Raw genomic sequence first — 25,031 nt, forward strand, 5'->3', positions numbered from 1 at the left:
GGCGGCGCGTACCGCCTGCGGGGCGGCCGTCAGGTCGTGGCCCGCGATCCGGGCCTGCCCGCCGTCGGCGCCGATGAGCGTGGAGAGGATCTTGACGACGGTGGTCTTGCCGGCGCCGTTCGGGCCCAGCAGGGCGAAGACCGTTCCTTCGGGGACGGCCAGGTCGATGCCGTCGAGCACGGTCTTGTCGCCGTAGGACTTGCGCAGCCCGTTCGCCGCGATGGCCAGGTCGGTCATGTCGATGCTCCTTAGAGGCTGCGGGCGGTGATGTCGCCGTGGCCGGTGGTCGCGTGGACGGTCAGGTCGGCGGCGCCGTCGGCGTTCCGGAGTGCGTTGTGGATCCGGCCGTGGCCGGTGCCGGCGTCCAGGGCGGCGGAGACTCCGCGGGCGGCGCCGACCTCGATCCCGCCGGCCTCGGTGCGCAGCGTGACGGTGCCCTGGACGGCCTCGGTGATCCGGATGTCGCCCTTGCGGGTGCTGATCTCGGCGGGGCCGCCGAGGCGGGTGACCGAGATGTCGCCGGCGAGGAGGGTGAGGTGGGCGCCGGTGGTCTCGTCGAGTTCGACCGAGCCGTGGGAGAGCTCGACGGTGACGTCGCCGAGGCGTCCGGTGCTACGGAGTTCGGCGGTGGCGGCCTTGGCGTCGACGCGGGAGCCGGCGGGCAGGTGAACGGTCACCTCGACGTGGCCGGAGGAGCCGAGGAGCCGGTTGTCGGCCGAGGTCCGGATCCGCAGGGCGCCGTCGGCGTACTCGACGGTGGTCTGCTCGGCGGCCTTCACGTCGCGGCTCTTCGAGGGGTCGGCGGGGAGGATCGCGACCGTGGTGTCGGCCCGGTCGGCGGCGATGAGCCGGATGCGTCCTGCGGGGATGTCGAGGACGGTGGCGACCGGGGCGGGGGTGTCGAACTTCTGCATGATGCTGTCCTTCGGCTTGTCGTTTCTGACGATGGAAAAGCTACGTTGCTTTCCAAGTCTCGGCAACAAGCTCGTTGCGCAGAAATCCTATTTATGCAGGTGAACGGCTTGAGATCGTTGCGAAGGCTTCGAATCAAATGCAACGATCACCAGCGGGTGCGTTGCAATGATTTGGATGTGAACGCTATGCTGGGGCATCACCGACCATGAAGGAGGCCGCGATGCCGGGAGGCAGGCTCACCCAGCAGGAACGCCAGCAGATCGCGTCGGGGGTGGCCGACGGGCTCGCCTACGCGGAGATCGCCAGGCGCCTCGACCGTCCCACCTCGACCGTCACGCGCGAGGTGATGCGCAACGGCGGCCCCACCGCCTACCGGGCCGACCTGGCCCACCGCGCCACCGAGCGCCGGGCCCACCGGCGCACGCCGACCGCCCCCCGGGGCGCGCAGGAGCCCGCGCAGGCCCACGGCCGCGACGCCGAGGCGGTGCGCGAGTACGAGGAGACGTTCACCACCGTCCTGATGGCTTCGGGCATGCCCAAGATGATGTCGCGGGTGATGGCCTGTCTCACCCTCACCGACACGGGCAGCCTCACCGCGTCCGAACTCGCCCAGCGCCTCCAGGTCAGCCCGGCGTCCGTCTCCAAGGCGGTCACGTTCCTCGACAGCCAGGGCCTCGTCCGCCGGGAGCGCGACGAACGCCGGCGCGAGCGCTACGTCGTCGACGACGACGTCTGGTACCAGACGATGATCGCCAGCGCCCGCGCCACCGCCCAACTCGTCGAGATCGCACGGCAGGGTGTCGGCATCCTCGGCGCCGACACCCCGGCCGCGGCGCGCCTGGAGAACATCGCCCGCTTCGTCGACTTCGTCAGCGAGAGCATCACCCGGGCCGCCGAGCAGGCCCGCGAGATCCTCCACACGCGGGTCGATCCGGGGGCGGGCGGTACGACCTGAGGGCCCGTCCCGCGCCGCGCGGCCCGGCCGGTGTCGAGCCGGCCGGCCGGTCGGCCCTCGGTGAACCGCGCGGAACGCGGAGAGCCGCAGCCGGCCGGCGGTGCGCCTGCGGCTCTCGTCCGGTCCGACGCTCCTGCGGCAGGGCCGGCGGGGCGGGCGGATCGCCCCCGCGGCCGCACCGGAGCTCGCCCGGCGGACAAAGCTCTAGTGGACGCAGAACTCGTTGCCCTCGGGGTCCTGCATGACGACCCACGAACCGGCGGGCTCGTCGACGCGGGTGAGGACGGTGGCGCCGAGGGCCCGGAGGCGCTCGACGGCGTCGTCGCGGGTGCCGGGCTCCGGATGCACGTCGAGGTGGAGGCGGTTCTTGCCCTGCTTCGGTTCGGGGACCTGCTGGAAGAGGAGGCGGCGGCCGAGCCCGGTGTCGGTGGCCGGGTCGTGCGGGTCCTCGGGGTGGCGGACGGCGGCCAGGGTGCGCCAGGCGTGGCGGCCCCCGACCTCGGTGACGAGGTCGGTTCCGGCGGCTCCGGCGGCCAGCAGGCGGTCGATCAGGGCGCTGTGGTCCTCGACCGTGTAGTCGAGGGCGGCGGCCCAGAAGGCGGCCTGGCGGTGCGGGTCGGCACAGTCGATGACGAGCTTCCAGTGCAGTGGCATGTAACCGGTTATACCGGTAATCATGGGTGACGGGCAATCACTGTTCGGCGCGGGGTGTCAAAAAGGTGGCCGTGTAGGGCAGTTGATGGAGGGAATACTGGCTGGACGGAGAGCGGGGAGGGGGATCGGCTGATGGTGCGAGAAGACCCGCCGGCGGGGGTGGAGGCGCAGTTGCTGCCGGAGCTGTTCCGGACGGCGGACCGGGCGTCCCTGGAGGGGCAGCAGCAGACACTGCGCTGGTACCGGGGCCTGATCGGGATGCTGGTGCTCGCGGCCGCGGTCGGGGCGCTGCCCGGTCCGGACGATCCGGACGAGGGCAGCCTCGTCCCGCTCTTCTCGGTGGTGGCGTTCCTGATCGCGGGCTACTTCTGGTCACGGCTTCGCCGAAGCAACCCGCAGGGGCGGTGGTACGAGGCGCGGGCGGCGGCCGAGTCGGTGAAGACGCTGGCCTGGAAGTACTCCGTACGGGCCGGGCCGTTCGAGGGTGACGCGGATTCGGCCGACGTCGACCGGGGCTACCTGCTCCAGATGGAGGACGTGCTGCGGGCGTTCGAGGACCCGGAGATCGTGCCGCCGGGGACGGCGGCCGAGATCACGCCGGAGATGCGCCGGGTGCGGGCGGAGTCGCTGACGGCCCGGCGGACGCTGTACCTGCGCACCCGGGTGGAGGGGCAGCGGACGTGGTACCGCTCGCGGGCCGAGTCCTGCGAGTCGCAGGCGGTCACCTGGGGGCTGGGCATCGCGACGCTGATCATCATCGGCGCCGCCGCGGCGATCGCGCAGGCGACCGGCGCGCTGCAGGTGCACGTCTTCGGGGCGAGCTCGGCGGCGGCCGCGTCGATCATCGCCTGGACCCAGCTGAAGCAGCTCCGCCCGCTGGCGGCCGCGTACCAGCTGGCGGCGCGCGAGCTGGAGAACGTCGGCAACCAGCTCTCCGACCTCGACGTGCGGGCTCCGGACGCCGAGCAGCGCTGGGCCCGGCTGGCAGCCGAGGCGGAGGACGCGGTGTCGCGCGAGCACACCACCTGGCGTGCGCGCCGGGCCTTCCCGCGCTGACGGGGCCGTCGGCCGGACGGACGCGGGAGGCGCGGGAGGCAGGAGAAGGGCGAGGGGCCCGGCCGCGTCGGCGGCGGGCCCCGTCGGCGTGCGCGGGCGGCGGTCCGGCGGGGTCGCCGGCGCGGTCAGGAGTCCAGGGGCGCTAGACCGAACGGGTGGCCGGCCGGGTCGATCAGGACCTTGAGCGTCCGGCCGTGCTGGTACGTGGGCTCGGTCGCGCCGAGGGCCAGCGCGCGGGCGGTGGTCGCCTCCAGGTCGTCGACGTAGAAGTCCAGGTGGAAGTGCTTGCCGCCGTCCGGCTCGGTCCAGGGCTCCGGCCGGTAGCCGTTGACGCGCCCGAAGCCGAGCGGGCTGCCGCCCTCCGGGTTGTCCAGGATCGCGAACTGCTCGTCCACGTGCCGCGTCTCCCACCCGAGCAGCTCACCGTAGAAGGCGGCCAGCGCGACCGGGTCGGCGCAGTCGATGGTGACCATGGCGAGCCGGGCGAAGCCGGTGTCGTTCTGCTCGGTGGCGAGGTCGGACATGGTCTGGTCGGCCCTTCTCCTGAGGGATGGGTGGGTACCCGTGCTTCCAGCATCGCGCTCGGCGCGGCCCACGGCACGGCGGGCCGGACCGCGAGCCGGCCCCGGGCGGGGTGGTGGACGGCAGGAGGGCGGGAAACCGGTTTTCTTTAGCGAGAGTAATGACGTAGGCTAAGGACATGCCCGAGATGTCCGAGCAGGACCTCGTAGCCATCAGTCAGCTGCGATCGTCCGCCATGCGCCTCTCCCGTCGCCTGCGTCACCAGCGGGTCGAGGAGTCGCTCAGCCCTACCGAGATCGGAGTGCTGGGCACCCTCGCACGGTGCGGGAAGGCCACACCGGGTGAGCTCGCCCGGAAGGAGCACGTACAGCCGCCCTCGATGACCAGGATCGTCGCGATGCTGGAGGAGAAGGGCCTCGTGCGGCGAGAGCCGCACCCGGAGGACCGCCGTCAGGTGGTCGTCAGCAGTACCGAACAGGCCGAGACGATCCTGGCGGAGAGCCGAAGCCGCCGGAACGCCTGGCTCGCCGAGCTCGCCGAGGGGCTCGACGAGGAGGAATGGGCCGTCCTCCGCGAGGCCGCGCCCGTGCTCTACAAGCTCGCACACCTCTAGGCACCGCCGTTCCGGTCAGCCGCCGGAGGACGAAGGAGAACCGCATCACCGCAGGACCGACCACCGAAACCAGGAGCGCGACGGCCATGCCACGGGCCGTCGCGCCGCGAGGGGAGACCACCGTGACACCGCCGGCCGCAGCCAGCGCCGCCATCCGCACCGACGACCACCGGACCGCCGACCCCGCCGCAGCGGGCGCCGCGGCAGCCGACGCCGAGGCGCCCGCCCCGACGGGGCTGCCGGGCAACGGCGACGACGACCCCGACGAACGCACCGCGGCGGAGGACCCCGCCGCTCCCGGCCGCGCCCACCCGGCGCCCGCCGCCACCCCTCCCGCGGCGCGCCCCGCGCGGCCCCTCTCCGAGGCCACGCCTCCCACGGCGGAGGCCGACGCTCCGGCCGGTGCCCGTTTCACCCGGCCCGGGGGGATGTTCTCCTCCCTGCGCGTCCGCAACTACCGCTACTACTTCGCCGGTCAGGTGGTGTCCAACACCGGTACCTGGATGCAGCGGATCGCCCAGGACTGGCTGGTGCTCAGCCTCACCGGCAGCCCGCTCGCCGTCGGCATCACCACCGCCATGCAGTTCCTGCCGATGCTGCTGCTCGGCCTGTTCGGCGGGGTGCTCGCGGACCGGATGCCCAAGCGCCGGCTGCTGATCTTCACCCAGGGGGCGATGGGCCTGCTCGCCGCCGGCCTCGCCGTGCTGACCGTCGGTGGCGTCGTGACCCCGTACTACGTGTACGTCTTCGCGCTGCTGCTCGGCCTGGTCACCGTGGTGGACAACCCGACCCGGCAGGCCTTCGTCTCCGAGATGGTCGGCCCGAAGGACCTCGCCAACGCGGTCAGCCTGAACGCCGCCAACTTCCAGACCGCCCGGCTGGTCGGCCCCGCCGTGGCGGGCCTGCTGATCGCCGCGGTCGGCAGCGGCTGGGCGTTCGCGGTGAACGCGCTCTCCTTCGCCGCCGTGATCGGCGGGCTGCTCGCCATGCGGCCGGGCGAACTGCGCCCGACCGCGCCGATCGCCCGTGAGAAGGGCCAGCTGCGCGAGGGCCTGCGGTACGTGAAGGAGCGGCCGGAACTGCTCTGGCCCATGGTGCTGGCCGGGTTCATCGGCACCTTCGGCTTCAACTTCCCGACGCTGCTCTCCGGCTTCGCGACCGACACCTTCCACGTCGGCGCCGGGCAGTACGGCCTGCTGAACACCGCGATGGCGGTCGGCTCGCTGACCGGCGCGCTGATCGCGGCCCGGCGCGGCGCGCCCAGGCTGCGCCGGCTGGTGGGCGCCGCGCTGGCCTTCGGCCTGCTGGAGGTGGTGGCCGCGTTCGCGCCCGGCTACTGGACCTTCGCCGCGCTGCTCACCCTGATCGGCGTGTTCGGGCTGAGCTTCAACACCTCGGTCAACGCCGCGCTCCAGCTGGCCACCGAGCCCGCGATGCGCGGCCGGGTGATGGGCCTGCTGGTGCTGGTGTTCACCGGTGGCACGCCGATCGGCGCGCCGATCGTCGGCTGGGTCACCGCCTCGTACGGGCCCCGGCTCGGGCTGCTGGCCTGTGGACTGGTCTCGGCCCTGGCGGCCGGTGTGGTCGGCCTGGTGCTGGCCCGCAGCGCCGACCTGCGGCTCCGCTTCGCCCTGCACCCGGGGCACGGCGGCCGGGTGGTGGCCCTCGTGCCGCGCACCGGGGCGCCGGCCAAGTCCGAGCTCGCCGCCGCCTGCTGACGCCGCACCGGCCCGGACCCCGCGGAGGGGGCCGGGCCGGCGGCGGACGGGTCCGGGTGGAGGGGGCCGGGCCGGCGCGGGCGCCGTCCGGCGGGCTCGTGCCGGGCCCGCGGCTCAGACCCTGATCGCGAGGATCTGGCCCTGCCAGGGGCCGGCCGGCTGCTCGACCTCGAAGGACTCCGTCTCGGTGAAGCCGAGCGCCCGGTACTGGCCGACCAGCTTGCGGTCGCCCCCGGCGAAGCAGTCCACCCGGAGCAGGCCGATGCCCCGGCGGCGGGTCTCCTCGATCGCGTCGGCGATCAGCGCGGCGCCGACCCCCGAGCCCTTCCGGGACCGGTCGGTCACCAGGTTGCGGATGTACACCTCGGGCTCGTCCACCGGGGTGGCGTAGTCGGGGCGCTCCTCGGAGAGGACGCAGGAGCCGACCGCCCGGCCGTCGTCGGCCACCGCGAGCCGGATCAGGTACGGCTCGGCGCCGTACTTCGCGATGTGCTCCACCCTGGCCGGGGTGCCGCTGAACGAGTGACTGCCCCACTGCCGCGTCCGGCCCTGGGAGGCGAGCCAGGCGACGGCGCCGTCGAGCAGGGCGAGGATGTCGGGGATGTCCTCGGGACCCCCGTTACGGATCTTCATGAAAACCGTTCTAGCCCAAACCGTCGTGCGCGGGAAGATGGCCCCATGAGGCTCTTTGTGGCGGTGCTGCCGCCGGTGGAGGCATTGCAGGGGCTGGTCGACGCGGTGGCGCCGGTGCGCGAGCTGCCCGGGGCCGACCGGCTCCGCTGGACGGCGGTCGAGGGCTGGCACCTGACGCTGGCGTTCCTCGGTGAGGTGCCGGTCGAGCGGGTGCCGGAGCTCGAAACGGGTCTGGCCGGGGTGGCCGAGGTGCACGCGGCGCACCCGCTGCGGCTGGCCGGCGCCGGCCGGTTCGGGGACCGGGTGCTCTGGGCCGGAGTGGAGGGCCGGACCTGGGCGCTGCGCCGGCTGGCCGAGGCGGTGAACGACGCCACCGCCGGGGTGGTGGGTGAGGTGGACGCGTTCAGCTTCCACCCGCATCTGACCCTGGCCCGGGCCGGCTCGACGCGCGGGCACCGGCGGGCGGTGCAGCGGGTGGCGGCGGCGGAGCTGGACGGGCTGGCACTGGCGCTCGGGGAGTACCGGGGGCCGGAGTGGGAGGCCGCCGAGCTGCACCTGATGAAGAGCGAGCAGGACGGCGGGTTCGCGCACTACGAGACGGTCCGCTCCTGGCCGCTGGCCCGCTGGAGCTGAGAGCCGGCCGGCGGGCCCGGTTCCCGTGGGCCCGGTTCCCGCAGGCCGGGGCAGGCCGGAACCGGGCCTACCGGGGGCGAGGGGGCCCGGTCAGGGCCACACGCGCATCGCGTCGGCGGCGACCCGCTCCAGCTCGGCGCGGGTCGCGCCGTCGCGGGCGCGCTGCGACATGCCCTGGACCACGGTCGCGGTGAACTGGGCCAGCGCCGCCGGGTCGGCCCCGGCGGGCTCGTGCCCGGCCGCGACGTCGGCGCGGATCAGCGACTCCAGGGCCCGGACGTTGGCGTTGCGCAGCGCCCGGACGGCCTCGACCACCTCCGGCGAGGTGCAGTTGACCGTCGAGCTGATCAGCAGGCAGCCCCACGGGTGGTCGGGGTCGGTGGCCTCGGCGGCGGCCTCGCGCAGCATCCGGGCCACCCCCGCCCGGGCGGTGGGCTCCTCGGCGAGCGCGCGGGCGGAGTAGGCGCCGTGGCTCTCCCGGTAGCGGGCGACCACCTCGTCGAAGAGCGCGCGCTTGTCGCCGAAGGCGGCGTAGAGGCTCGGCGGGCGGATGCCCATGACGGCGGTGAGGTCGGCGACCGAGGTCACCTCGTAGCCGCGTTCCCAGAACAGTCGCAACGCCTGCTCCAGGGCGGCCTCGCGGTCGAAGGCGCGGGGCCGGCCGCGCTGCGCGGCGCCGGCCCGGGCGCCGGTGGTCGGTGCGGCGCCCGCTTCCGTCGTGGTGGTGCCGCTCTTCGCGCTGCTCGTCGTCGCCATGGGGGGATTCTATATCGACCACTACAGAAGGCGTGCTACGGTTCCTTTCATTAGCGACCGCTACATAAATGGGAGGGCGTAGCCATGGGGACGTCGACGGGCAGGCTGGCGGGGAGGACGGCGCTGGTCACGGGCGGCAGCCGGGGCATCGGGCGGGGGATCGCCGAGCGGCTGGGGCGGGACGGCGCCCTGGTCGCCGTCCACTACGGACGGAACGCGGCGGCGGCCGAGGAGGTCGTCAAGACGATCGAGCACGCCGGCGGCCGGGCCTTCGCGGTCGGTGCCGAGCTGGGCGTTCCCGGCGACGCCGAAGCGCTCTGGGCCGCCTTCGACGCGGGGCTGGCAGGGCAGAGGGCGGCGGGGGAAGGGGCAGAAGGCCGGGGGCCGGCCGGGCAGGGGACGGCGGGCAGCCTGGACATCCTGGTCAACAACGCCGGGATCGGCCAGTACGGGCGGATCCACGAGGTGGCCGAGGCCGACTTCGACAAGGTGTTCGCGGTCAACGCGCGGGCGCCGTTCTTCGTCGTCCGGCACGGCCTGGAGCGGCTGCGCGACGGCGGCCGGATCGTCAACGTCTCCTCCGGCGTCACCCGGGTGGCGTTCCCGACGGCGATCGCCTACGCGATGACCAAGGGGGCGCTGAACACCCTGACGCTCACCCTCGCCGAGGAGCTGGGACCGCGCGGGATCACCGTCAACGCGGTGCTGCCGGGCGTGGTCGCCACGGACGTCAACCCCTGGCTGGACGACCCGCGGGCGCGCGCCCGGGTCGCCGCCTACTCGGCCTTCGACCGGGTCGGCGAGGCGTCCGACGTGGCGGACGTCGTCGCCTTCCTCGCCTCCGACGACGCCCGCTGGGTCACCGGCCAGAACCTGGACGCGAGCGGGGGGTCCAACCTCGGCGTCTGACCGCCGGCGGGCCGGGGGTACGCTCGTTGACCGTGGATCCCAAGACTCGTATGCGTATCGTGACCGGAGCCCTGGTGCTGCTGCTGGTCGTCGTGCTGATCAGCTCACTGGTCGGCCAGTAGCGTCCCCGGCGAGGGGGCCGCAGGCGTCCCCGGAGAACGGGAAGGGCCACCGCCCGGAGGCGGTGGCCCTTCGTCCGTCGTGCCGACCGGTCGGGATCAGAGCTGTCCGACCACGTAGTCGATGCAGGCGGTGAGCGCCTCGACGTCGGCCGGGTCGACGGCCGGGAACATCGCGACGCGCAGCTGGTTGCGGCCCAGCTTGCGGTACGGCTCGGTGTCGACGATGCCGTTGGCACGCAGTGCCTTGGCGACGGCGGCGGCATCCACGGCGTCGTCGAAGTCGATCGTGCCGACCACCTGCGAACGCTCGTCCGGGTTCGCCACGAACGGGCTGGCGAACGAGGACTTCTCGGCCCAGCCGTACAGGCGGGACGAGGAATCAGCCGTACGGGCGACGGCCCAGTCGAGCCCGCCGTTGCCGTTGAGCCACTCCAGCTGGTCGGCCAGGAGGAACAGGGTGGCGATCGACGGGGTGTTGTACGTCTGGTCCTTCGACGAGTTGTCGATGGCCGTCGGCAGGTCGAAGAACGGCGGGATGTAGCGGCCGGAGCCGGCGATCTCGGCGGCGCGCTCCAGCGCGGCCGGGGAGAAGGTCGCCAGCCAGAGACCGCCCTCGGCGGCGAAGGACTTCTGCGGGGCGAAGTAGTAGACGTCGGTCTCGGTGATGTCCACCGGCAGGCCGCCGGCACCCGAGGTGGCGTCCACCAGGACCAGCGAGCCCTGGTCGCCGCCGGCCGGACGCGCGATGGGCATCGCGACACCGGTCGAGGTCTCGTTGTGGGTGAGCGCGTAGACGTCCACGCCGGCCTCGGCGACCGGCAGCGGGTGGGTGCCCGGGGCGGTCTTGATCACGCTCGGCTCGGCGAGCCACGGCGCGGCCTTGACCGAGGAGGCGAACTTGGAGGAGAACTCACCGAAGTCGAGGTGCTGGGACTTCTCCCGCACCAGGCCGAAAGCCGCGATGTCCCAGAAGGCGGTGGACCCGCCGTTGCCGAGGACCACCTCGTACCCCTCGGGGAGGGAGAAGAGGCTGCTCACGCCCTCGCGCACGCGCTTGACCAGGTTCTTGACCGGGGCCTGGCGGTGCGAGGTGCCGAGCAGGGAGGTCTCGGTGGCGGCGAGGGCACTCAGGGCCTCGGGGCGCACCTTGGACGGGCCGCAGCCGAAACGGCCGTCTGCGGGCTTGATGTCAGCGGGGATCTGGATCTGAGCCACGGGCGGCAGCCTACCGGCCGGGTCGACCGGGAATCGACGGGAGTCCGCCCGCTGAGATGCGATCTTCCCGGCCGCGAGCTGCGGAAACAGCGGGTCCGGTCGGTACCGGACCCGCTGTTTCGCAGGGGCTCAGTTCAGGGCGGTCGGGGTGGCCGGGGGGCGTGCAGGGCGCGCGGTGCACGCGGGGCGCTGAGTGCCCCGCACCGTGAGCGGCGGAATCAGCCGGCCCGGTGGCCCGGTGGCCTGGTGGCCCGGCGGACTCAGCGGGCGATGGCCTCGTAGCCCTCGATGTCGTGGGGGCTGCGCGGGTTGGGGCCGATGTAGCGCGCGGCGGGGCGCACGAGCCGGCCCGTGCGCTTCTGCTCCAGGATGTGCGCCGACCAGCCGGCGGTCCGGGCACAGGTGAACATCGAGGTGAACATGTGTGCGGGGACCTCGGCGAAGTCCAGCATGATGGCGGCCCAGAACTCGACGTTGGTGGCCAGCACACGGTCCGGACGGCGGTTGTGCAGCTCCTCCAACGCGGCCTTCTCCAGCGCCTCGGCGACCTCGAAGCGCGGCGCGCCGAGCTCCTTGGCGGTGCGGCGCAGCACGCGGGCACGCGGGTCCTCGGCGCGGTAGACGCGGTGGCCGAAGCCCATCAGGCGCTCGCCCTTGTCCAGCGCGTTCTTGACCCAGGTGGTGGCGTCGCCGGTGCGCTCGATCTCCTCGATCATGCCGAGCACCCGGGACGGTGCGCCGCCGTGCAGCGGGCCGGACATCGCGCCGACCGCGCCGGAGAGGGCGGCCGCGACGTCGGCGCCGGTGGAGGCGATGACGCGGGCGGTGAAGGTGGAGGCGTTCATGCCGTGCTCGGCGGCGGACGTCCAGTAGGCGTCGATGGCCTTGACGTGCTTCGGGTCGGGCTCGCCCCGCCAGCGGATCATGAACCGCTCGACGACCGTCTCGGCCTTGTCGATCTCGCTCTGCGGGACCATCGGCAGACCCTGGCCGCGGGCGGACTGGGCCACGTAGGAGAGGGCCATGACGGCGGCGCGCGCGAGGTCGTCGCGGGCCTGCTCGGCGTCGATGTCCAGCAGCGGCTTGAGGCCCCAGACCGGGGCGAGCATGGCGAGGGCGGACTGCACGTCCACCCGGATGTCGCCGGAGTGGACGGGAATCGGGAAGGGTTCGGCGGCCGGCAGGCCGGGGTTGAACTTGCCGTCGACCAGCAGGCCCCAGACATGGCCGAAGGAGACGTGGCCGACCAGGTCGTCGATGTCGACGCCTCGGTACCGCAGGGCGCCGCCTTCACGGTCGGGTTCGGCGATCTCGCTCTCGAAAGCGACGACACCTTCGAGCCCGGGTACGAAGTCGGACATGCACGGCTCCTTCAGTTCTGCGATCGGCGGGCCGCCGTGGTGGGGAGGCACGCCTGTGACCGAATGGTGGTTGGCACTCGGTGCCAGGGTGACAGGCACGGGGTGCATTACGCCATACACCACCGTGCTGATGTTTTCCGGGGGCCCGCTTGACTTTTCGCCCGAAGACCGGTCGTGTCCGGCGAATCTCCGGAACCGCGGCCCAGATTCCGGACAAATCACCGTACGACGGGCGGCCGAACGGTGGCGAGTCACCTTATCTCCCACCGGGGTTTGTCCGGAGGTAGCGGTGCCGGTTGCTTGTCGTACGGGATGATGTTGACGTGCAGACCCCGGACCGCGCCCAGTCGACGCCCCTGACCCCCGTCACCCGGATCCTGGCCGACGAGGCCCGCCCCGGACCGGACCTCACCGTGATGCGCAAGCACTACGCGCACGAGGGACTGGTCGAGGAGCGGCTCGCCGCGGAGCCGGTCGCCCAGTTCACCCGGTGGTTCCACGACGCGGACGAGGCCGGGGTGGTGGAGCCCAACGCCATGGTGCTCTCCACCGCCGACGCCGAGGGGCGGCCCGGCTCGCGGACGGTCCTGCTCAAGGGGTTCGACGCCCGCGGCTTCGTCTTCTTCACCAACTACGGCTCGCGCAAGGGCACCGAGCTGGCCGCCAATCCGCACGCGGCGCTGCTCTTCCCGTGGATCGCGCTGGCCCGCCAGGTGATCGTCCAGGGCCGGGTGGAGAAGGTCGGCCGGGACGAGACCGCCGCCTACTTCCGGACACGCCCGCACGGCTCGCAGCTCGGCGCCTGGGCCAGTGAGCAGTCCAGCCCGGTCGCCTCCCGCGAGGTGCTGGAGCAGCGGTACGCGGAGCTGGAGCGGCGCTACCCGGAGGGCGAGGGGGTGCCGGTGCCGCCGTTCTGGGGCGGCTACCGGGTGGTGCCGGAGATCGTCGAGTTCTGGCAGGGCCGGGAGAACCGGCTGCACGACCGGCTGCGCTACCTGGCCGACCCGGCCGCGCCGACCGGCTGGCGGGTGGAGCGGCTCTGCCCGTGAAGCCTGGCGGGCCGTACGAATGCCCGGACGTCCGTGGGGTGGGCGGTAGGGGCAGCGGTCGGCGGTCCTGGCGGGGTGCGGGCGTCGAGGTCCTGCGGACCCCGGTGGGGCGTGCGCCGGGGCGTGCTCCGCCGCGATCCGGCGGGCCCGGCGTTTGTCCGCCCGAGGGCCGGAATCGGCGGGTACCGTGGGGCGGACGGCATCGCCGCCGACTCCCCGGAGAGGGCGAGCCACATGACGAACGAAACCCCCGCTGCTCCGGCCCCGGCCTCCGAAGGCGCCCCCGGGCGCCCCACGCTCGGTCAGCTCGCCGACCGCACCGACGACTTCCTCGTCGATCTGGTGTGCCGGGCCGGCCTGGCCCACGACCGGCCGGGCGCGCTCTCGCCGGCGGGCTTTCACTCCTCGATCTGACGGCCTGCGCGCAGGGCGCCAACCCGGCTCCCCGGCGGGGTCGGCCAACTCCGGCGGCGCCGTGCGGAAACCGGCAGGATGTGATCCGGTCCGGCCCGGATCGCACTGGTGACGGAACGTCAACTCCACTACGGTGGACGGGTTCGCGGACCGGCCCGGGGGTGCTGAGTGTGGCCGTACTTCTTCTTCAGCTATGCGCGCCGGGACCATCTGGTGGGAGGAGCCTTCGTCGACCAGTTCTTCGCCGACCTTCGCGACGAGCTGGCCCGTATCGCGCCGGAGGCCGGACCGGCCGAACTCGCCTACCGGGACACCGAACGGCTTCGCGTCGGCGACGACTGGGAACAGCAGCTCTCCCGAGTGATCGGCGCCAGTCGCACCATGGTGGCGCTGTACTCGCCCGCCTACTTCGCCAGCGTCTACTGCGGGAAGGAGTGGACCGCGTTCGACCGGCGGATGCGTCGGCACCGCGAGCTGACCGGCGAGACGGTCGCGGCGCTGATCCCGGTCCTGTGGGAGCCGCCGCCGGAGGACCTGCCGCCCGAGGTGCGGCGGATCCAGTACCTCCAGTACGACTTCGGGGCGGCGTACGCCGCCGGAGGGCTGCGGCACTTGCTCCGCTCCGATCCGCACGGAACCGAGTACCGCCAAGTGGTCCGGACCGTCGCGGAGCGGGTCCGGGAGGGGGTTGCCCGTCCGGTGGTCGAGCTGCGGGACCTCGACCTGGCCCGGGTGGAGGGGTGCTTCCCGGCGCCGGACGCCCCGGCCGGGCCGGTCCGCAGCGGCCTGGTCAGGATCTTCGTCGCAGCCGGCCGGGCCGAGGGCCGGGCGGCCGAGCGGGCCGCCCCGGGCATCGCAGCGGGGGCCGATCCGGCGCCCGGGGCCGAGTCGGCGCACGACCTTCTGTGTCGGGGCGGGTGGTACGGCGCCCACCCCCGGGACTGGGCGCCCTACCACCCGCCCCGGCTCCCCTCCCTGGTCGTCCAGGCTCAGCGGGTGATCACCCGGGCCGGGCACAGCACCAGCCTGGACACGGTCGGCCCCGACCTCGCCGCCACCCTGGACCGGGCGCGGGAGAACAACGAGGTGAGCCTGCTGCTGCTGGATCCCTGGGCCGTCGGCCGGGAGCCGTACCGGCAGGTGCTGCGCGAGTTCGACGGGCAGAACCACCCGGTGACCGGTGTCCTGCTGCCCGACGGCGCCGACGACCCGCCGGACGGACCGGCGCGCGCCGAGCTCTGGGAGGGCGTGCGCGAGGTCTTCCCGCGCAACTGGTTGCACCGGTCCGGGCCCGATCCCCTCTTTCGGGTCAGGGTGGCGCGCGAGACCTTCGAAAGAGTGCTGGTCGAGGCCCTTACCACGGCGCAGAACCGCCTGTTGGACCAGATCGACCACGACCCGGCCGCGGTGCGCACGCAGTTCGGGCTCGGGCCGGCGGCGGCGGCCCTTCCCGGGCTCACCATCCCGGCCTGGCCGCCCGTGCCCGCGAGCCCTGCGGGCAGCGGCGGCCCGGCCTCTGCGCCCGTGCCCCCGCGACCGGCCCCCCGGCGCTCCGGGAGCCCCGCCAAGGAGACAGCGAACGATGACCACTGAACAGGCCGCCCTCACGGACGCCGAGTCCGCGGCCCCGACCACACCCGGTACCGGAACCGGCACGGTGGTCACCTTCTACTCGTACAAGGGCGGCACCGGCCGCACCATGGCGCTCGCCAACCTGGGCTGGATCCTGGCCAGCCAGGGTCTGCGGGTCCTGGTGGTGGACTGGGATCTGGAGGCGCCGGGCCTGCACCGCTACTACCACCCGTTGCTGGTCGATCCCGAACTGCACGCCACCGACGGCCTGATCGACCTGCTCCGCGCCTATGTGGACCAGGCGCTTCCCGGCGCCGACGGTGTGCCGGGTGCCGGCCCCGGCGAGTGGCTGGCCGCCCCCGGCCGGCTGGACGGTTACCTCTGCGGCCTGGCGCTCGACCTCCCGGCCGGCGGCCGGCTCGACCTGATGCCGGCCGGGAGGCAGAACGCGGCCTACTCGGCCGCCGTGACCAGCTTCAACTGGCGCACCTTCTACACCCGCCGGGACATCCGGGGCGCCGAGTTCCTGGCCATCCTCAGGGAACAGTGGACCGGCTCCTACGACTATGTGCTGATCGACAGTCGGACCGGAGTGAGCGACACCTCGGGCATCTGCACCGTCCTGATGCCCGACACCGTCGTGGACTGTTTCACCCTCGGCGCCCAGAGCATCCGCGGCGGCGTCGACGCGGCCCGGGCCATCGTCGACGCCGACGAGCGCGACATCCGGGTGCTGCCCGTCCCGATGCGGGTCGAGGACGCCGAGCGGGCCGGGCTCGCGGCCGGCCGCGACCTCGCGCACGACGCCTTCGCCCCCTACCTGGACCGATGGCTCGGCCCCGAACGCCGGGCCGAGTACTGGCGGGACGTCGAAGTGCCGTACAAACCGTTCTACGCGTACGAGGAGGTGCCGGCCACCGTCGTCGACCGGCCGCAGCAGGACCGCAGTCTGCTCGGTGCCTTCGAGCGGTTGGCCGGATGGCTCACCGACGGCCGGGTCCGTGCGCTGCGCCCCGTCCCCGACCGCGCTCGCCGCCGCCTCTACGCCGCCTATCTGCGCACCGGCCGCACCCGCTCCCGACAGGTATGCGTCAGTTACGCGCCCGGCGAACGGATTTGGGCCGAGTGGGCCGCCGCCGTCCTGGCCGGCTTCGGCTACCTGGCCACCCTGCACAGCGCCGGCGCGCCGCTCGAACCCGGTCCGCCGGACCGGGCTCCGCTGCCCGAGGCGGCGGGGCCGCTGGACGGCGACGGGAGGGTGCTCGTGCTGCTCTCGCCCGAGTACGCCGCCCTGCCACGCGGCCGCGAGCTCTGGCGCCGGCTCGCCGCGGCCGGGGAGGAACCCGGTTCGGGCGCGCTGCTGGCCGTCCGCCTCACCGGACCGGCGGGGCCGCTGCCTGCGCCGTTCGCCGGCCACCGGGCCGTCGAGCTGGCCCGGGGACCGGCGGCGGCCGCCGAGAACCAGCTGTTCGAGCTGATCGGCCCGCCGCCCGGCGCCGGCCGATGGCTGGAGACCGGTGAGGAGGCCACGGTCGTACCCGCTCGCTTCCCGGTCGCCCGGCCGGTGCTGTGCGAGCTCCCGCCGCAGCTGGCGGCCTTCACAGGGCGGGACGGCCTGTTGGAGGCCCTGCGCGACGGTCTCACGACCGGCCCGGCCGTCGAGCCGGTCCAGGTCCTGTACGGGATGGGCGGGGTCGGCAAGTCGCAGACCGCGGTCGAGTACGCGTACCGTTTCGCCCCCGGCTACGACGTCGTCTGGTGGGTCCCGGCCGAGGACCCGGCCGGCATTCCGCAGCGGCTCGCCGAACTCGCCCCGGGCCTCGGCCTGGAGAACGACGGCGACGTCGTCCGGTCTGCCCACGCGGTGCTCGACGCACTCGGCCGGGGCCGGCCGCACCGGCGATGGCTACTGATCTTCGACAATGCCGGGGACCCGGAGCAGCTGGCCCCTTGGCTGACGGCCGCCGGCGCCGACGGGCACGTTCTGGTCACCTCGCGGGACCGGCGCTGGGCCCGGCACCGGGGCCGGACCGAGGTGGATGTCTTCGACCGAGCTGAGAGCGTCCGGCTGGTTCGGCACGTCAACACCGGGGCCACCCGCGCCGAGGCGGAGCGGATCGCCGAGCTGCTCGGCGACCTGCCGCTGGCCGTCGGACAGGCCGCCGCCTGGCTCCAGGAGACGCCGATGCCGGCGTCCACGTACGCCGACCTGTTGGACGAGGCGCTGACCGAGATCCTCGACCGGCCGGTGCCGGCCGGCACCGGGGAGCAGCCCGGATCGGGCGAGCCGGGCGGGCAAGGTACGGAGGACCGCTTCCGCCCGAACGTCACCGCCGCCACCTGGCGGATCGCCGGCCGGGACCTGCGCCGGATCAACGCCCCGGCCGCCCGGCTGCTGGAGGTCTGCGGCTTCCTCGGCCCGGACGCCATCCCCATCGGGCTGCTCTACAGCGCCCCGGTGGCCGAGGTGATCGGCCTGCCTCCGGGTGGTTCGGACGACCGGATCGCCGTCGGCGAGATCCTGCGCACCGTAGACCAGTTCAACCTGGCCCGCTACGACCGGGCGGCCGGCACACTCGGCGTGCACCGGATCGTCCAGGCGCTGCTCCGCGACCAGGTGGTCGAGGTCGACCGGGAGCGGGTTCGGTCCGCGGCCCGGAGTGCGCTGGCCCTGGCCGACCCGGCCGATCCGGACGACCCCGCGACCTGGTCCCGGTACGCCGAACTCCTGCCGCACCTGCGGCCGTCCGGCGCGTCCGACTCCACCGACCCGGCGGTCCGGCAGTGGATCGTGCACACCGTCCGATACCTCTGGCACCGCAGCCTGCACACCGTCGGCCGGGACCTCGCCGAACACACGCTCGCCCGCTGGCGGGACGCGGCCGGACCGGGCGTCGAGGACGACCTGACGACCCTCCGGCTGCGGGTCCAGCTCGGCAACATCCAGCGGAGCCTCGGCGTCGTCCGGGACGCGTACGAGACCGACCGGGACGTGCTGGTCCGGTTGCGGGCCGCACTCGGTCCGGACCACCCGTACACCGTCGCCGCGGCCGGCAGCCTCGGTGGCGACCTGCGTCACCTCGGCCGCTACCGGGAGGCCCGCGAGCTCGACCGGGAGACCCTGGCCACCGGACTGCGGGTGCTCGGACCGGACCACCCGCGGACCATGATGGCTGCCAACAACCTGGCCGTCTCCACTCTGCTCGACGGCGACGTCGCCGAGGCGCTCGACCGGCTCGCGCAGTCCCACCAGCGGGAGTACGAGGTGCTCGGCCCGCGCAGTCGCTACACGCTCAACGCGGCTGCCACACACGGCCGGATGCTCCGCGAGGCCGGCCGGTTCCCTGCCGCGCTGGAGCTGCTGGAGGCCGCCGTCGCGGAGTGTCGGGAGGCCTTCGGCGAGGAGCACGACGACACCCTGCGCGCCCGCCGCTACCTCGGGGCCACCCTGCGCCGCCTGGGCCGGTACCGGGAGGCGCTGGACAACGACGAGGACGTGCACCGTCGGCTCCTCCGCCGCAACGGCGCCGGTCACCCGGACACGGCCGCGGCCGCCGGGAACCTGGCCGCCGCCCTCGGCGCTCTCGGCGAGTTCGGCCGGGCCGTCCCGCTCGCCGAGGAGGCCCACCTCCACCACCTCGACCGGCTCGGCCCGGCGCACCCCACCACGGCCACCACGGGCGGGAACCTTGCCGTGCTGCTTCGCCGGGCCGGACGCAGCGAGGAGGCCCGGCGACTCTCCGGCGCGGCGCTGGCCACCCTGCGCGCGGCGCTGGGCGACCGGCACCCGTACGTCGGCCTCGCCCTGGTCAACCATGCCCACGACTCCGCCCTGGCGGGAGACCGGGCCGCCGCCCTGGCCCTGGCGGAGGAGGCCCACGGGTTGCTGTCCGGGCGGTTGGGCCCGGACCATCCGGACGCCCTGGCGGCGGCCGGCTGCCTGGCGCTCGCCCTGGCGGCTGCCGGGGCGGGGGAGCGGGCGGCTGTGACGGCAGAACGAGCTCTCGGACTGGCCCGGCAGGCGTTGGGCCAGGATCATCCGGTGACCCGGGCGCTCGCTGCGGGGGACCGGCTGGACGGGGAGGTCGAACCGCCGCCAGTGTGAGCCCGGCGCCGCTCCGCCGGGCGGCCGTGCGCCGGGCAGGTGTCGCGATGCGACCGCCGAGCGGGTGAACTTCGGCGCGATCTCGCGGCCTGCTGGGGGTAGCGGTGCGAACGGCGGGTCCGATGGGACGGCGCCGCCGCTGCGGTGGCACTACATTTGGGGCGAGGAGGCCGGGACTACTACCCGGCATCGGCAATCTCTAATCCCCTTCGTGGAAGAGAATCGAACATGACATCCGCACTGGACGCCCGCCCCACTGTTGAACTGACGCATCGTCAGGACACGTCCGATCGGGCCAGTCTCGCAGATCTCGCCGAGCTCGGGACGGCGGACCTCGACCGGCTGATCCGACGCGCACTGCCCGGCGCCGATTCAGGCCTCGTGCCGGTCGCTGCCTTCAACTCGTCCATCTGACCAGCCGATCCATCGTCGTCTCCGGCTGAAACCGAGCTGAACCCGAATGGCCATGACGCGCAATCCGCTGCCTTTCACGCAGTTCGTGGTGAAGGTCCACAGTCGGTGCGATCTCGCCTGCGACCACTGCTACGTCTACGAGCACGCTGACACCAGCTGGCGGTCCAGGCCGAAGACCGTCGCCGACGCCGTCCTGGCCAGGGCCGCCGAACGTGTCGGCGAGCACGCGGCCACGCATCGGCTGCCGTCCGTCCGGGTCGTCCTGCACGGGGGGGAACCCCTGCTGGCCGGCCCGGAACGGCTGCGGCGCGCCGCCGAGGAGTTCCGGGCGGCCCTGCCGCCCGGCTGTTCCCTCGACCTGCGGATCCACACCAACGGTGTGCTCCTGAGCCCCGCCTTCTGCGACCTCTTCGCCGAACTGGACGTCAGGGTCGGGATCTCGCTGGACGGCGACCGTGCCGCCAACGACCGCCACCGGCGCTACGCCGACGGCCGCTCCAGCCACCCGCAGGTGCTCCGCGCGGTGGCGCTCCTCCGCCGACCCGAGTACCGGCACCTCTACGCCGGCCTGCTCTGCACCGTCGACGTCGAGAACGACCCGGTCGCCGTCTACCGGGCGCTCGCCGAACTCGAACCCCCGGCCGTCGACTTCCTGCTCCCGCACGCCACCTGGGAGCAGCCGCCGAAGCGCCCCGCCGGACGTGGTCCGGCCCCGTACGCGGACTGGCTGCTCACCGTCTACGACCACTGGGAGGCGGACGGCCGCCCGTTCGCCGTCCGGACCTTCGACTCCGTCCACCGCACCCGGCACGGACTCTCCAGCCTCACCGAGTCGCTCGGTCTGGAACCCTCCGCCCTGGTGGTCCTGGAGACCGACGGCACCTTCGAGCAGGCCGACAGCCTGAAGACCGCGTACGACGGAGCCCCCGCCACCGGGTTGGACGTCTTCACCCACAGCCTCGACGAGGTCGCCCTCCACCCCGGGATGGCTGCCCGGCAGACCGGCCTGGCCGGACTCGGCGCGACCTGCCGGGCCTGTCCGGTGGTCCGTTCCTGCGGGGGTGGTCTGTACGCACACCGGTACGGCGGCGGCAGCTTCGACCACCCGTCCGTCTACTGCGGGGACCTCATGAACCTGATCAACGGCATCGCCGACCGGTCCGACGGCCCCGACCGTCCGGGTGGTCCCGACCGTCCTGGCGGTCCCGGCGCCACCGTCCCCGCGGCCCTGCCGGTGCAGGCCGGCGCGCCGGAGGTGCCGGCCGGGCTCACCGGGGCGCAGCTCGACGAGCTGGCCCGCGGCCACGGCGGAGCGGACACCGTCCGCGCCCTGAACCGTTCCCAACTCGCCATCACACGCGCGATGCTGGCCGCCGTGCGGAGCACCTCCGGGCTGGCCCGCTCGGCCGCCTGGGAGCTGCTCGCCGAGCTCGACTCGGCCGCGCCCGCCGCGGTGGACGCGGTGCTCGCCCACCCCTACGCCCGCGCGTGGGCCGCCCGGCGGCTGGGCGGCGACCCGGCCGCCGGGCTCGGGCCGCTGGCCGGGCTGGCCGCCGCCGCCGCGGTCCGGGCCGGGCGCGGGGACGCCGTCTCCGTCCCGCTCCGGGACGGCGCGCTGCACCTGCCCACGCTCGGCCGGCTGGACCTCGGTGCGGGGGCCCGCGAAGCGGTGGTCACCGGCGGGGCGCGGGGGTTCGCCGTCCGCGCCGACGACGGTTCGTCCGCCCGCCCCGGTGAGGGGGACCCGCGCTGGCGGCCGGTCCGCCGGGTCGCGCTGGCCGGTGGTTGGACGCTCGCCCTGGAGGACGTCGACCCGCAGCGGGACAGCCACCAGTGGCCGGTCTCCGCCCGGTTGGACGATCCCGAACTCACGTCCTGGAGCTGGGCGTTGCGGGAGGCCGTCGAACTGCTGGACCGCGACCTCCCCGAGTACGCCGTCGGCCTGCGGGTCGGCCTGACCACCGTCACCCCGTTGCGTCCGGGCCCGCCCGGCAGGGACGTCAGTGCCGCCGCCCGGCAGGCCTTCGGCGCGGTCGGGATCGCCCGCCCGGCGACCGCGCCCACCCTCGCGCTCCTGCTGGCGCACGAGTTCCAGCACGTCAAGCTGGGTGCGGTGCTCGACCGGGCAGACCTCTACGACCCGGCCGACACGGGGCTGTACGACGCTCCCTGGCGGCCCGACCCGCGCCCGTTGGAGGGGCTGTTCCAGGGCACCTACGCCCATCTGGCGGTGACGGCGTACTGGGGGACGAGGGTCCGGGCCCACGACGGTCTGCCCGGTTCGGCCGCCGACCACGTCCGGGCCCAGTTCGCGCTGTGGCGCCGGTACACCGCCGAGGCGGTGGAGCGGCTGGCCGGCTCCGGCTCGCTGACCGCCCTCGGCCTGCGCTTCGCCGAGGGCATGGGGGCGACCGTCGGCCCCTGGTCGGCCGTCCCGCTGCCGCGGGCAGCCGAGGAGGCCGCCGACCGGGCCCGCCGGGACCGCTCGCCGACGGTGGCGGGCTGACCGCCGGGTCGGTACCCGGCGGGGCCCGGGGCCCGGCCCGCCGGGTGCCGACGCCCGACGCCCGACGTCCGACGCCCGGCCCGCCCGGTGCCCGGCCCGTCGGACGCCCGGCGCACGCCGGGGCCCGGACGCCGGGCGCCGGTGCCCCGTTCCCAGCCGCGCCCCCGCCCACTACCCTGGCCGCGGATCCCCCGTCCGTGGCCGTCACCCCCGGGACATGCCATGACCACCGAGACCCGCGTCGCCGTCGCCTCCGCCCCCGTGACCGCCCCCGCGACCGCCTCACCCCCGCACGCCGTGACCGCCGGTCGCGCGGCGCCGGCCGACGCGCCGCCGCCGACCCGCGACCGGCTCGCCCGCCGGTTCGCCGCGCTCGGGGTCCGGCCGGGCGGCGTCCTGCTCGTACAGGCCTCGCTGCGGGCCCTCGGCCCGGTCGACGGCGGCGCCGCGACCGTCACCGACGCCCTGCTGGACGCCCTCGGCGGACCGTCGCACGGCACCCTCGTCGCCTACACCGCGACCCCGGAGAACTCCTCGACCTCCCGCCTGCACCTGGCCGCCGTGGCCGGACTCACCGAGGCCGAGGCTGCCGCGCACCGGGCCCGGATGCCGCGCTTCGACCCGGCCACCACGCCCTGCTCGCCGACCGTGGGCGCGCTCTCCGAGGAGATCCGGACCCGGCCGGGCGCCCGCCGCAGCGCCCACCCGCAGACCTCCTTCGCCGCGCTGGGCGCCCGGGCCGAGGAGATCGTCCGCCGCCACGACCTCACCTCCCACCTCGGGCCGGACTCCCCGCTCGGCCGGCTGTACGAGCTGGACGCCCGGGTGCTGATGATGGGTGTCCCGATGTCCCGCTTCACCGCCTTCCACCTGGCCGATCTGCAGATGCCCGGCGTCCGGCTGCGCGAGTACCGCTGTTCCGGCCCCGACGGCTGGGTCACCTTCACCGCGCCCGACCTGGACGACCTCCACTTCGCGGAGCTGGGGGCCGAAGTGCTCTCCCGTGCCACGGGGCTGACGGAGCGCCGGATCGGCGGCGCGGATTGCCGGCTGGTCCCGGTGCGCGAGGCCGTCGACCTCGCGGTCGAAGCGCTCCGGGAACTCCGCGGCCGGTAGGCGGGGTGGCACCCGCCGGGGATTCCCGGGCAGCCACCGAGCGCGCCACCGGAGGGCAGCCACCGGACGCGCCACCGAGGAGGCCACCGACCGCGCCCGGAGCGCCCGGAGCGGACAGGCCGGCGAGGCGTCAGGGCGACAGGCGGTGCAGGTCGCGCGGGAAGAGGGTGCTGTACCGGATGTTGTCGGACCGGGTGAGCCGGGCGGTCCACCGTTCGAGGCCGAGGGCGAACCCCCCGTGCGGCGGCATCCCGTGGGCGAAGGCGCTGAGGTAGCCCGCGTACGGCTCCGGGGACTCGCCGCGGGCCGCGAGGGCGGCGAGGTAGTCCTCGTGCCGGTGCAGGCGCTGCCCGCCGGTGACGAGCTCCAGGCCCCGGAACACCAGGTCGAAGCTGTTGGAGTACGCGGGCCGTCCCGGCTCCGGGTGGGTGTAGAACGGGCGCTTGCGCATCGGGTAGCCCACCACGAACAGGAACTCGCTGCCGTGCTCGCGCAGCGCCCACGCGCCGAGCTCGCGCTCGTGGGCGGGGGAGAGGTCCGGTTCGTCGGCGCCCAGCATGCGCATGGCCTCCGCGAAGTGGATCTGCGGGATCTCCGCAGGGACCTCCGGGAGGTCCACCGCCAGTGCGCCGACCGCCCCGGCGGCACGCGAGGCCACGGCGGCGACCATCCCGGCGACGGCCTCGCGGACGACGGCCATCACCTCGCGGTGGTCGGCGATGAAGCCCAGCTCGGCGTCCAGGCTGGTGTACTGGGCCAGGTGGCGGGCGGTGTCGTGCGGTTCGGCCCGGAAGACGGGACCGGTCTCGTAGACCCGTTCGAAGACCCCGACCATGGTCTGTTTGAAGAACTGCGGGGACTGCGCGAGGTAGGCCCGCTCGCCGAACCAGTCCAGGGCGAAGACGTTCGCCCCGGACTCGGTGGCCGAGGCGACCACCTTCGGGGTCTGGATCTCGGTGAAGCCGAGGCCGTCCAGCGTCGACCGGAAGCCGGCCACCGAGGCGGCCGAGATCCGGTGGACGGCGCTGAGCCGCGGGTGCCGCAGGGCCACCGGCGCGTGGTCCAGGACGACCGGCAGCGTGGCCGGCACCGTCGGCCGGAACAGGCTGAACGGCGGGGGTTCGGCGAGGCTGGACAGGACCTCGATCTCCGGCGAGGTGAGTTCGACCCCGTCGGGCGCCTGGGAGTTGACGGTGACCGTCCCCCGAATGCGCAGGACGGTCTCCTCCGGGTAGTCGGCGCCGTTCCCGGCGGTCACGACCTGGGCGAGACCGGAGCGGTCCCGGAGGACGAGGAAGGTGACGGACTTGAGCCCGCGGCGGCGGTGCAGCCAGCCGCTGACTTCGACGGATTCGCCTACGCGGCCGGGTAGTTCCGCAGCCAGGACGCGGGTCGTCGGGTGGATCATCGCAGCCCTCCAGGGGCGTTGCCGTGATCCCTTCGGAGTGCGGGCGAGAAGGGGCAACTCGCGGTGCCACCGCACTTTCGCCGGCACCCCGGAGGGCGCCGGCCTCGTTCTGGCCCGGTGACGGGGGCCGGCCGACGGGGCATTGCCTCCCCGCACTCAGGAGTGTCTTCCCTCCGGGGCGTGAGGCCGCCTTCCCAGCTGCCGGCGGCTCTCTCGGCCCACGGTGACCCGGGGGTACTCGTCTCCGTCCACGTGTTCCGTCGAGGGTAGGTCGGGTCGGCCGCCCCCGGCAACGTGTTTCCCCGGCACGGCGTTTCCCCGGCGCCGACGGCCTCCCGGGCATCGCGGCGCGCCTCCGGGCAGCGTGGCGCGTCGCCGGGGTCGT

Annotated in this window: 22 protein-coding genes; 13 read left to right on the top strand and 9 right to left on the bottom strand. The window is 74.3% G+C overall.

Annotation, left to right across the window (positions count from 1 at the left end):
* Positions 1-237, bottom strand: a 237-nt coding sequence (locus PUR61_RS33290; RefSeq protein ID WP_329883243.1) for an ATP-binding cassette domain-containing protein, incomplete at its 3' end; no start/stop codon positions are given.
* Between the two features lie 11 nt (positions 238-248).
* Positions 249-914 carry a DUF4097 family beta strand repeat-containing protein gene (locus PUR61_RS33295; RefSeq protein WP_329883244.1) on the bottom strand — a complete coding sequence of 222 codons (666 nt, stop codon included), beginning with the start codon at positions 912-914 and terminating at the stop codon, positions 249-251.
* Positions 915-1,135: 221 nt separating this feature from the next.
* Here PUR61_RS33295 and PUR61_RS33300 point away from each other — a divergent pair, with 221 nt between their 5' ends.
* Positions 1,136-1,870 carry a GbsR/MarR family transcriptional regulator gene (locus tag PUR61_RS33300; RefSeq protein ID WP_329883245.1) on the top strand — a complete coding sequence of 245 codons (735 nt, stop codon included), beginning with the start codon at positions 1,136-1,138 and terminating at the stop codon, positions 1,868-1,870.
* Positions 1,871-2,074: 204 nt separating this feature from the next.
* On the opposite strand, the gene PUR61_RS33305 is transcribed toward PUR61_RS33300, so the two are convergent.
* Complete coding sequence (locus tag PUR61_RS33305) at positions 2,075-2,524, bottom strand: VOC family protein (protein WP_329883246.1); 450 nt, start codon at positions 2,522-2,524, stop codon at positions 2,075-2,077.
* 132 nt (positions 2,525-2,656) lie between these two features.
* Here PUR61_RS33305 and PUR61_RS33310 point away from each other — a divergent pair, with 132 nt between their 5' ends.
* Positions 2,657-3,580: a DUF4231 domain-containing protein gene (locus PUR61_RS33310; RefSeq protein ID WP_329883247.1), complete on the top strand. Its 924-nt coding sequence runs from the start codon at positions 2,657-2,659 to the stop codon at positions 3,578-3,580.
* A 125-nt stretch (positions 3,581-3,705) separates the two neighbouring features.
* Here PUR61_RS33310 and PUR61_RS33315 read toward each other — a convergent pair whose 3' ends face one another.
* Positions 3,706-4,104: a VOC family protein gene (locus PUR61_RS33315; protein ID WP_329883248.1), complete on the bottom strand. Its 399-nt coding sequence runs from the start codon at positions 4,102-4,104 to the stop codon at positions 3,706-3,708.
* A gap of 176 nt (positions 4,105-4,280) precedes the next feature.
* Here PUR61_RS33315 and PUR61_RS33320 point away from each other — a divergent pair, with 176 nt between their 5' ends.
* Together PUR61_RS33320 and PUR61_RS33325 are read left to right on the top strand one after the other, a co-directional pair.
* On the top strand, positions 4,281-4,715 hold the full coding sequence (locus tag PUR61_RS33320; protein ID WP_329883249.1) for a MarR family winged helix-turn-helix transcriptional regulator: 435 nt from the start codon (positions 4,281-4,283) through the stop codon (positions 4,713-4,715).
* Between the two features lie 86 nt (positions 4,716-4,801).
* Positions 4,802-6,433, top strand: coding sequence for an MFS transporter (locus PUR61_RS33325; RefSeq protein ID WP_443035281.1), 1,632 nt, complete (start codon positions 4,802-4,804; stop codon positions 6,431-6,433).
* A 114-nt stretch (positions 6,434-6,547) separates the two neighbouring features.
* Here the strand turns inward: PUR61_RS33325 and PUR61_RS33330 are convergent, their stop codons facing one another.
* On the bottom strand, positions 6,548-7,066 hold the full coding sequence (locus PUR61_RS33330; protein ID WP_329883250.1) for a GNAT family N-acetyltransferase: 519 nt from the start codon (positions 7,064-7,066) through the stop codon (positions 6,548-6,550).
* A gap of 45 nt (positions 7,067-7,111) precedes the next feature.
* On the opposite strand from PUR61_RS33330, the gene thpR reads away from it, so the two are divergent.
* Entirely contained in the window at positions 7,112-7,699 is a 588-nt protein-coding gene (gene thpR, locus PUR61_RS33335; RefSeq protein WP_329883251.1) for an RNA 2',3'-cyclic phosphodiesterase, read from the top strand.
* A 90-nt stretch (positions 7,700-7,789) separates the two neighbouring features.
* Here thpR and PUR61_RS33340 read toward each other — a convergent pair whose 3' ends face one another.
* Positions 7,790-8,455, bottom strand: coding sequence for a TetR/AcrR family transcriptional regulator (locus PUR61_RS33340; protein ID WP_329883252.1), 666 nt, complete (start codon positions 8,453-8,455; stop codon positions 7,790-7,792).
* 84 nt (positions 8,456-8,539) lie between these two features.
* On the opposite strand from PUR61_RS33340, the gene PUR61_RS33345 reads away from it, so the two are divergent.
* Complete coding sequence (locus tag PUR61_RS33345; protein WP_329883253.1) at positions 8,540-9,364, top strand: SDR family oxidoreductase; 825 nt, start codon at positions 8,540-8,542, stop codon at positions 9,362-9,364.
* A gap of 218 nt (positions 9,365-9,582) precedes the next feature.
* On the opposite strand, the gene serC is transcribed toward PUR61_RS33345, so the two are convergent.
* Both serC and PUR61_RS33355 read right to left on the bottom strand, forming a co-directional pair.
* Positions 9,583-10,701: a phosphoserine transaminase gene (serC, locus tag PUR61_RS33350; RefSeq protein ID WP_329883254.1), complete on the bottom strand. Its 1,119-nt coding sequence runs from the start codon at positions 10,699-10,701 to the stop codon at positions 9,583-9,585.
* A gap of 260 nt (positions 10,702-10,961) precedes the next feature.
* Complete coding sequence (locus PUR61_RS33355) at positions 10,962-12,062, bottom strand: citrate synthase 2 (RefSeq protein WP_329883255.1); 1,101 nt, start codon at positions 12,060-12,062, stop codon at positions 10,962-10,964.
* A 416-nt stretch (positions 12,063-12,478) separates the two neighbouring features.
* On the opposite strand from PUR61_RS33355, the gene pdxH reads away from it, so the two are divergent.
* The 7 genes from pdxH to PUR61_RS33390 all read left to right on the top strand — a co-directional run bounded on the left by pdxH (position 12,479) and on the right by PUR61_RS33390 (position 23,238).
* A complete protein-coding gene (pdxH, locus tag PUR61_RS33360; protein WP_329883362.1) occupies positions 12,479-13,111 on the top strand; it encodes a pyridoxamine 5'-phosphate oxidase in 633 nt (210 codons plus the stop codon).
* A 234-nt stretch (positions 13,112-13,345) separates the two neighbouring features.
* A complete protein-coding gene (locus tag PUR61_RS33365) occupies positions 13,346-13,525 on the top strand; it encodes a hypothetical protein (RefSeq protein WP_329883256.1) in 180 nt (59 codons plus the stop codon).
* A 168-nt stretch (positions 13,526-13,693) separates the two neighbouring features.
* A complete protein-coding gene (locus PUR61_RS33370) occupies positions 13,694-15,118 on the top strand; it encodes a TIR-like protein FxsC (RefSeq protein ID WP_329883257.1) in 1,425 nt (474 codons plus the stop codon).
* Complete coding sequence (gene fxsT, locus PUR61_RS33375; RefSeq protein ID WP_329883258.1) at positions 15,108-19,202, top strand: FxSxx-COOH system tetratricopeptide repeat protein; 4,095 nt, start codon at positions 15,108-15,110, stop codon at positions 19,200-19,202. The genes PUR61_RS33370 and fxsT overlap by 11 nt, the downstream gene beginning before the upstream one ends.
* Positions 19,203-19,430: 228 nt before the next feature.
* Complete coding sequence (locus PUR61_RS33380) at positions 19,431-19,616, top strand: hypothetical protein (RefSeq protein WP_329883259.1); 186 nt, start codon at positions 19,431-19,433, stop codon at positions 19,614-19,616.
* A 52-nt stretch (positions 19,617-19,668) separates the two neighbouring features.
* Complete coding sequence (locus tag PUR61_RS33385; RefSeq protein ID WP_329883260.1) at positions 19,669-22,122, top strand: FxsB family cyclophane-forming radical SAM/SPASM peptide maturase; 2,454 nt, start codon at positions 19,669-19,671, stop codon at positions 22,120-22,122.
* Between the two features lie 222 nt (positions 22,123-22,344).
* On the top strand, positions 22,345-23,238 hold the full coding sequence (locus PUR61_RS33390; protein WP_329883261.1) for an aminoglycoside N(3)-acetyltransferase: 894 nt from the start codon (positions 22,345-22,347) through the stop codon (positions 23,236-23,238).
* A gap of 130 nt (positions 23,239-23,368) precedes the next feature.
* Here the strand turns inward: PUR61_RS33390 and aspS are convergent, their stop codons facing one another.
* Positions 23,369-24,646, bottom strand: a complete 1,278-nt coding sequence (gene aspS / locus PUR61_RS33395) for an aspartate--tRNA(Asn) ligase (protein WP_329883262.1) — start codon at positions 24,644-24,646, stop codon at positions 23,369-23,371.
* Positions 24,647-25,031 lie beyond the last annotated feature (385 nt).

It is taken from the genome of Streptomyces sp. BE20, from assembly GCF_036322525.1.
Classification (GTDB): domain Bacteria; phylum Actinomycetota; class Actinomycetes; order Streptomycetales; family Streptomycetaceae; genus Kitasatospora.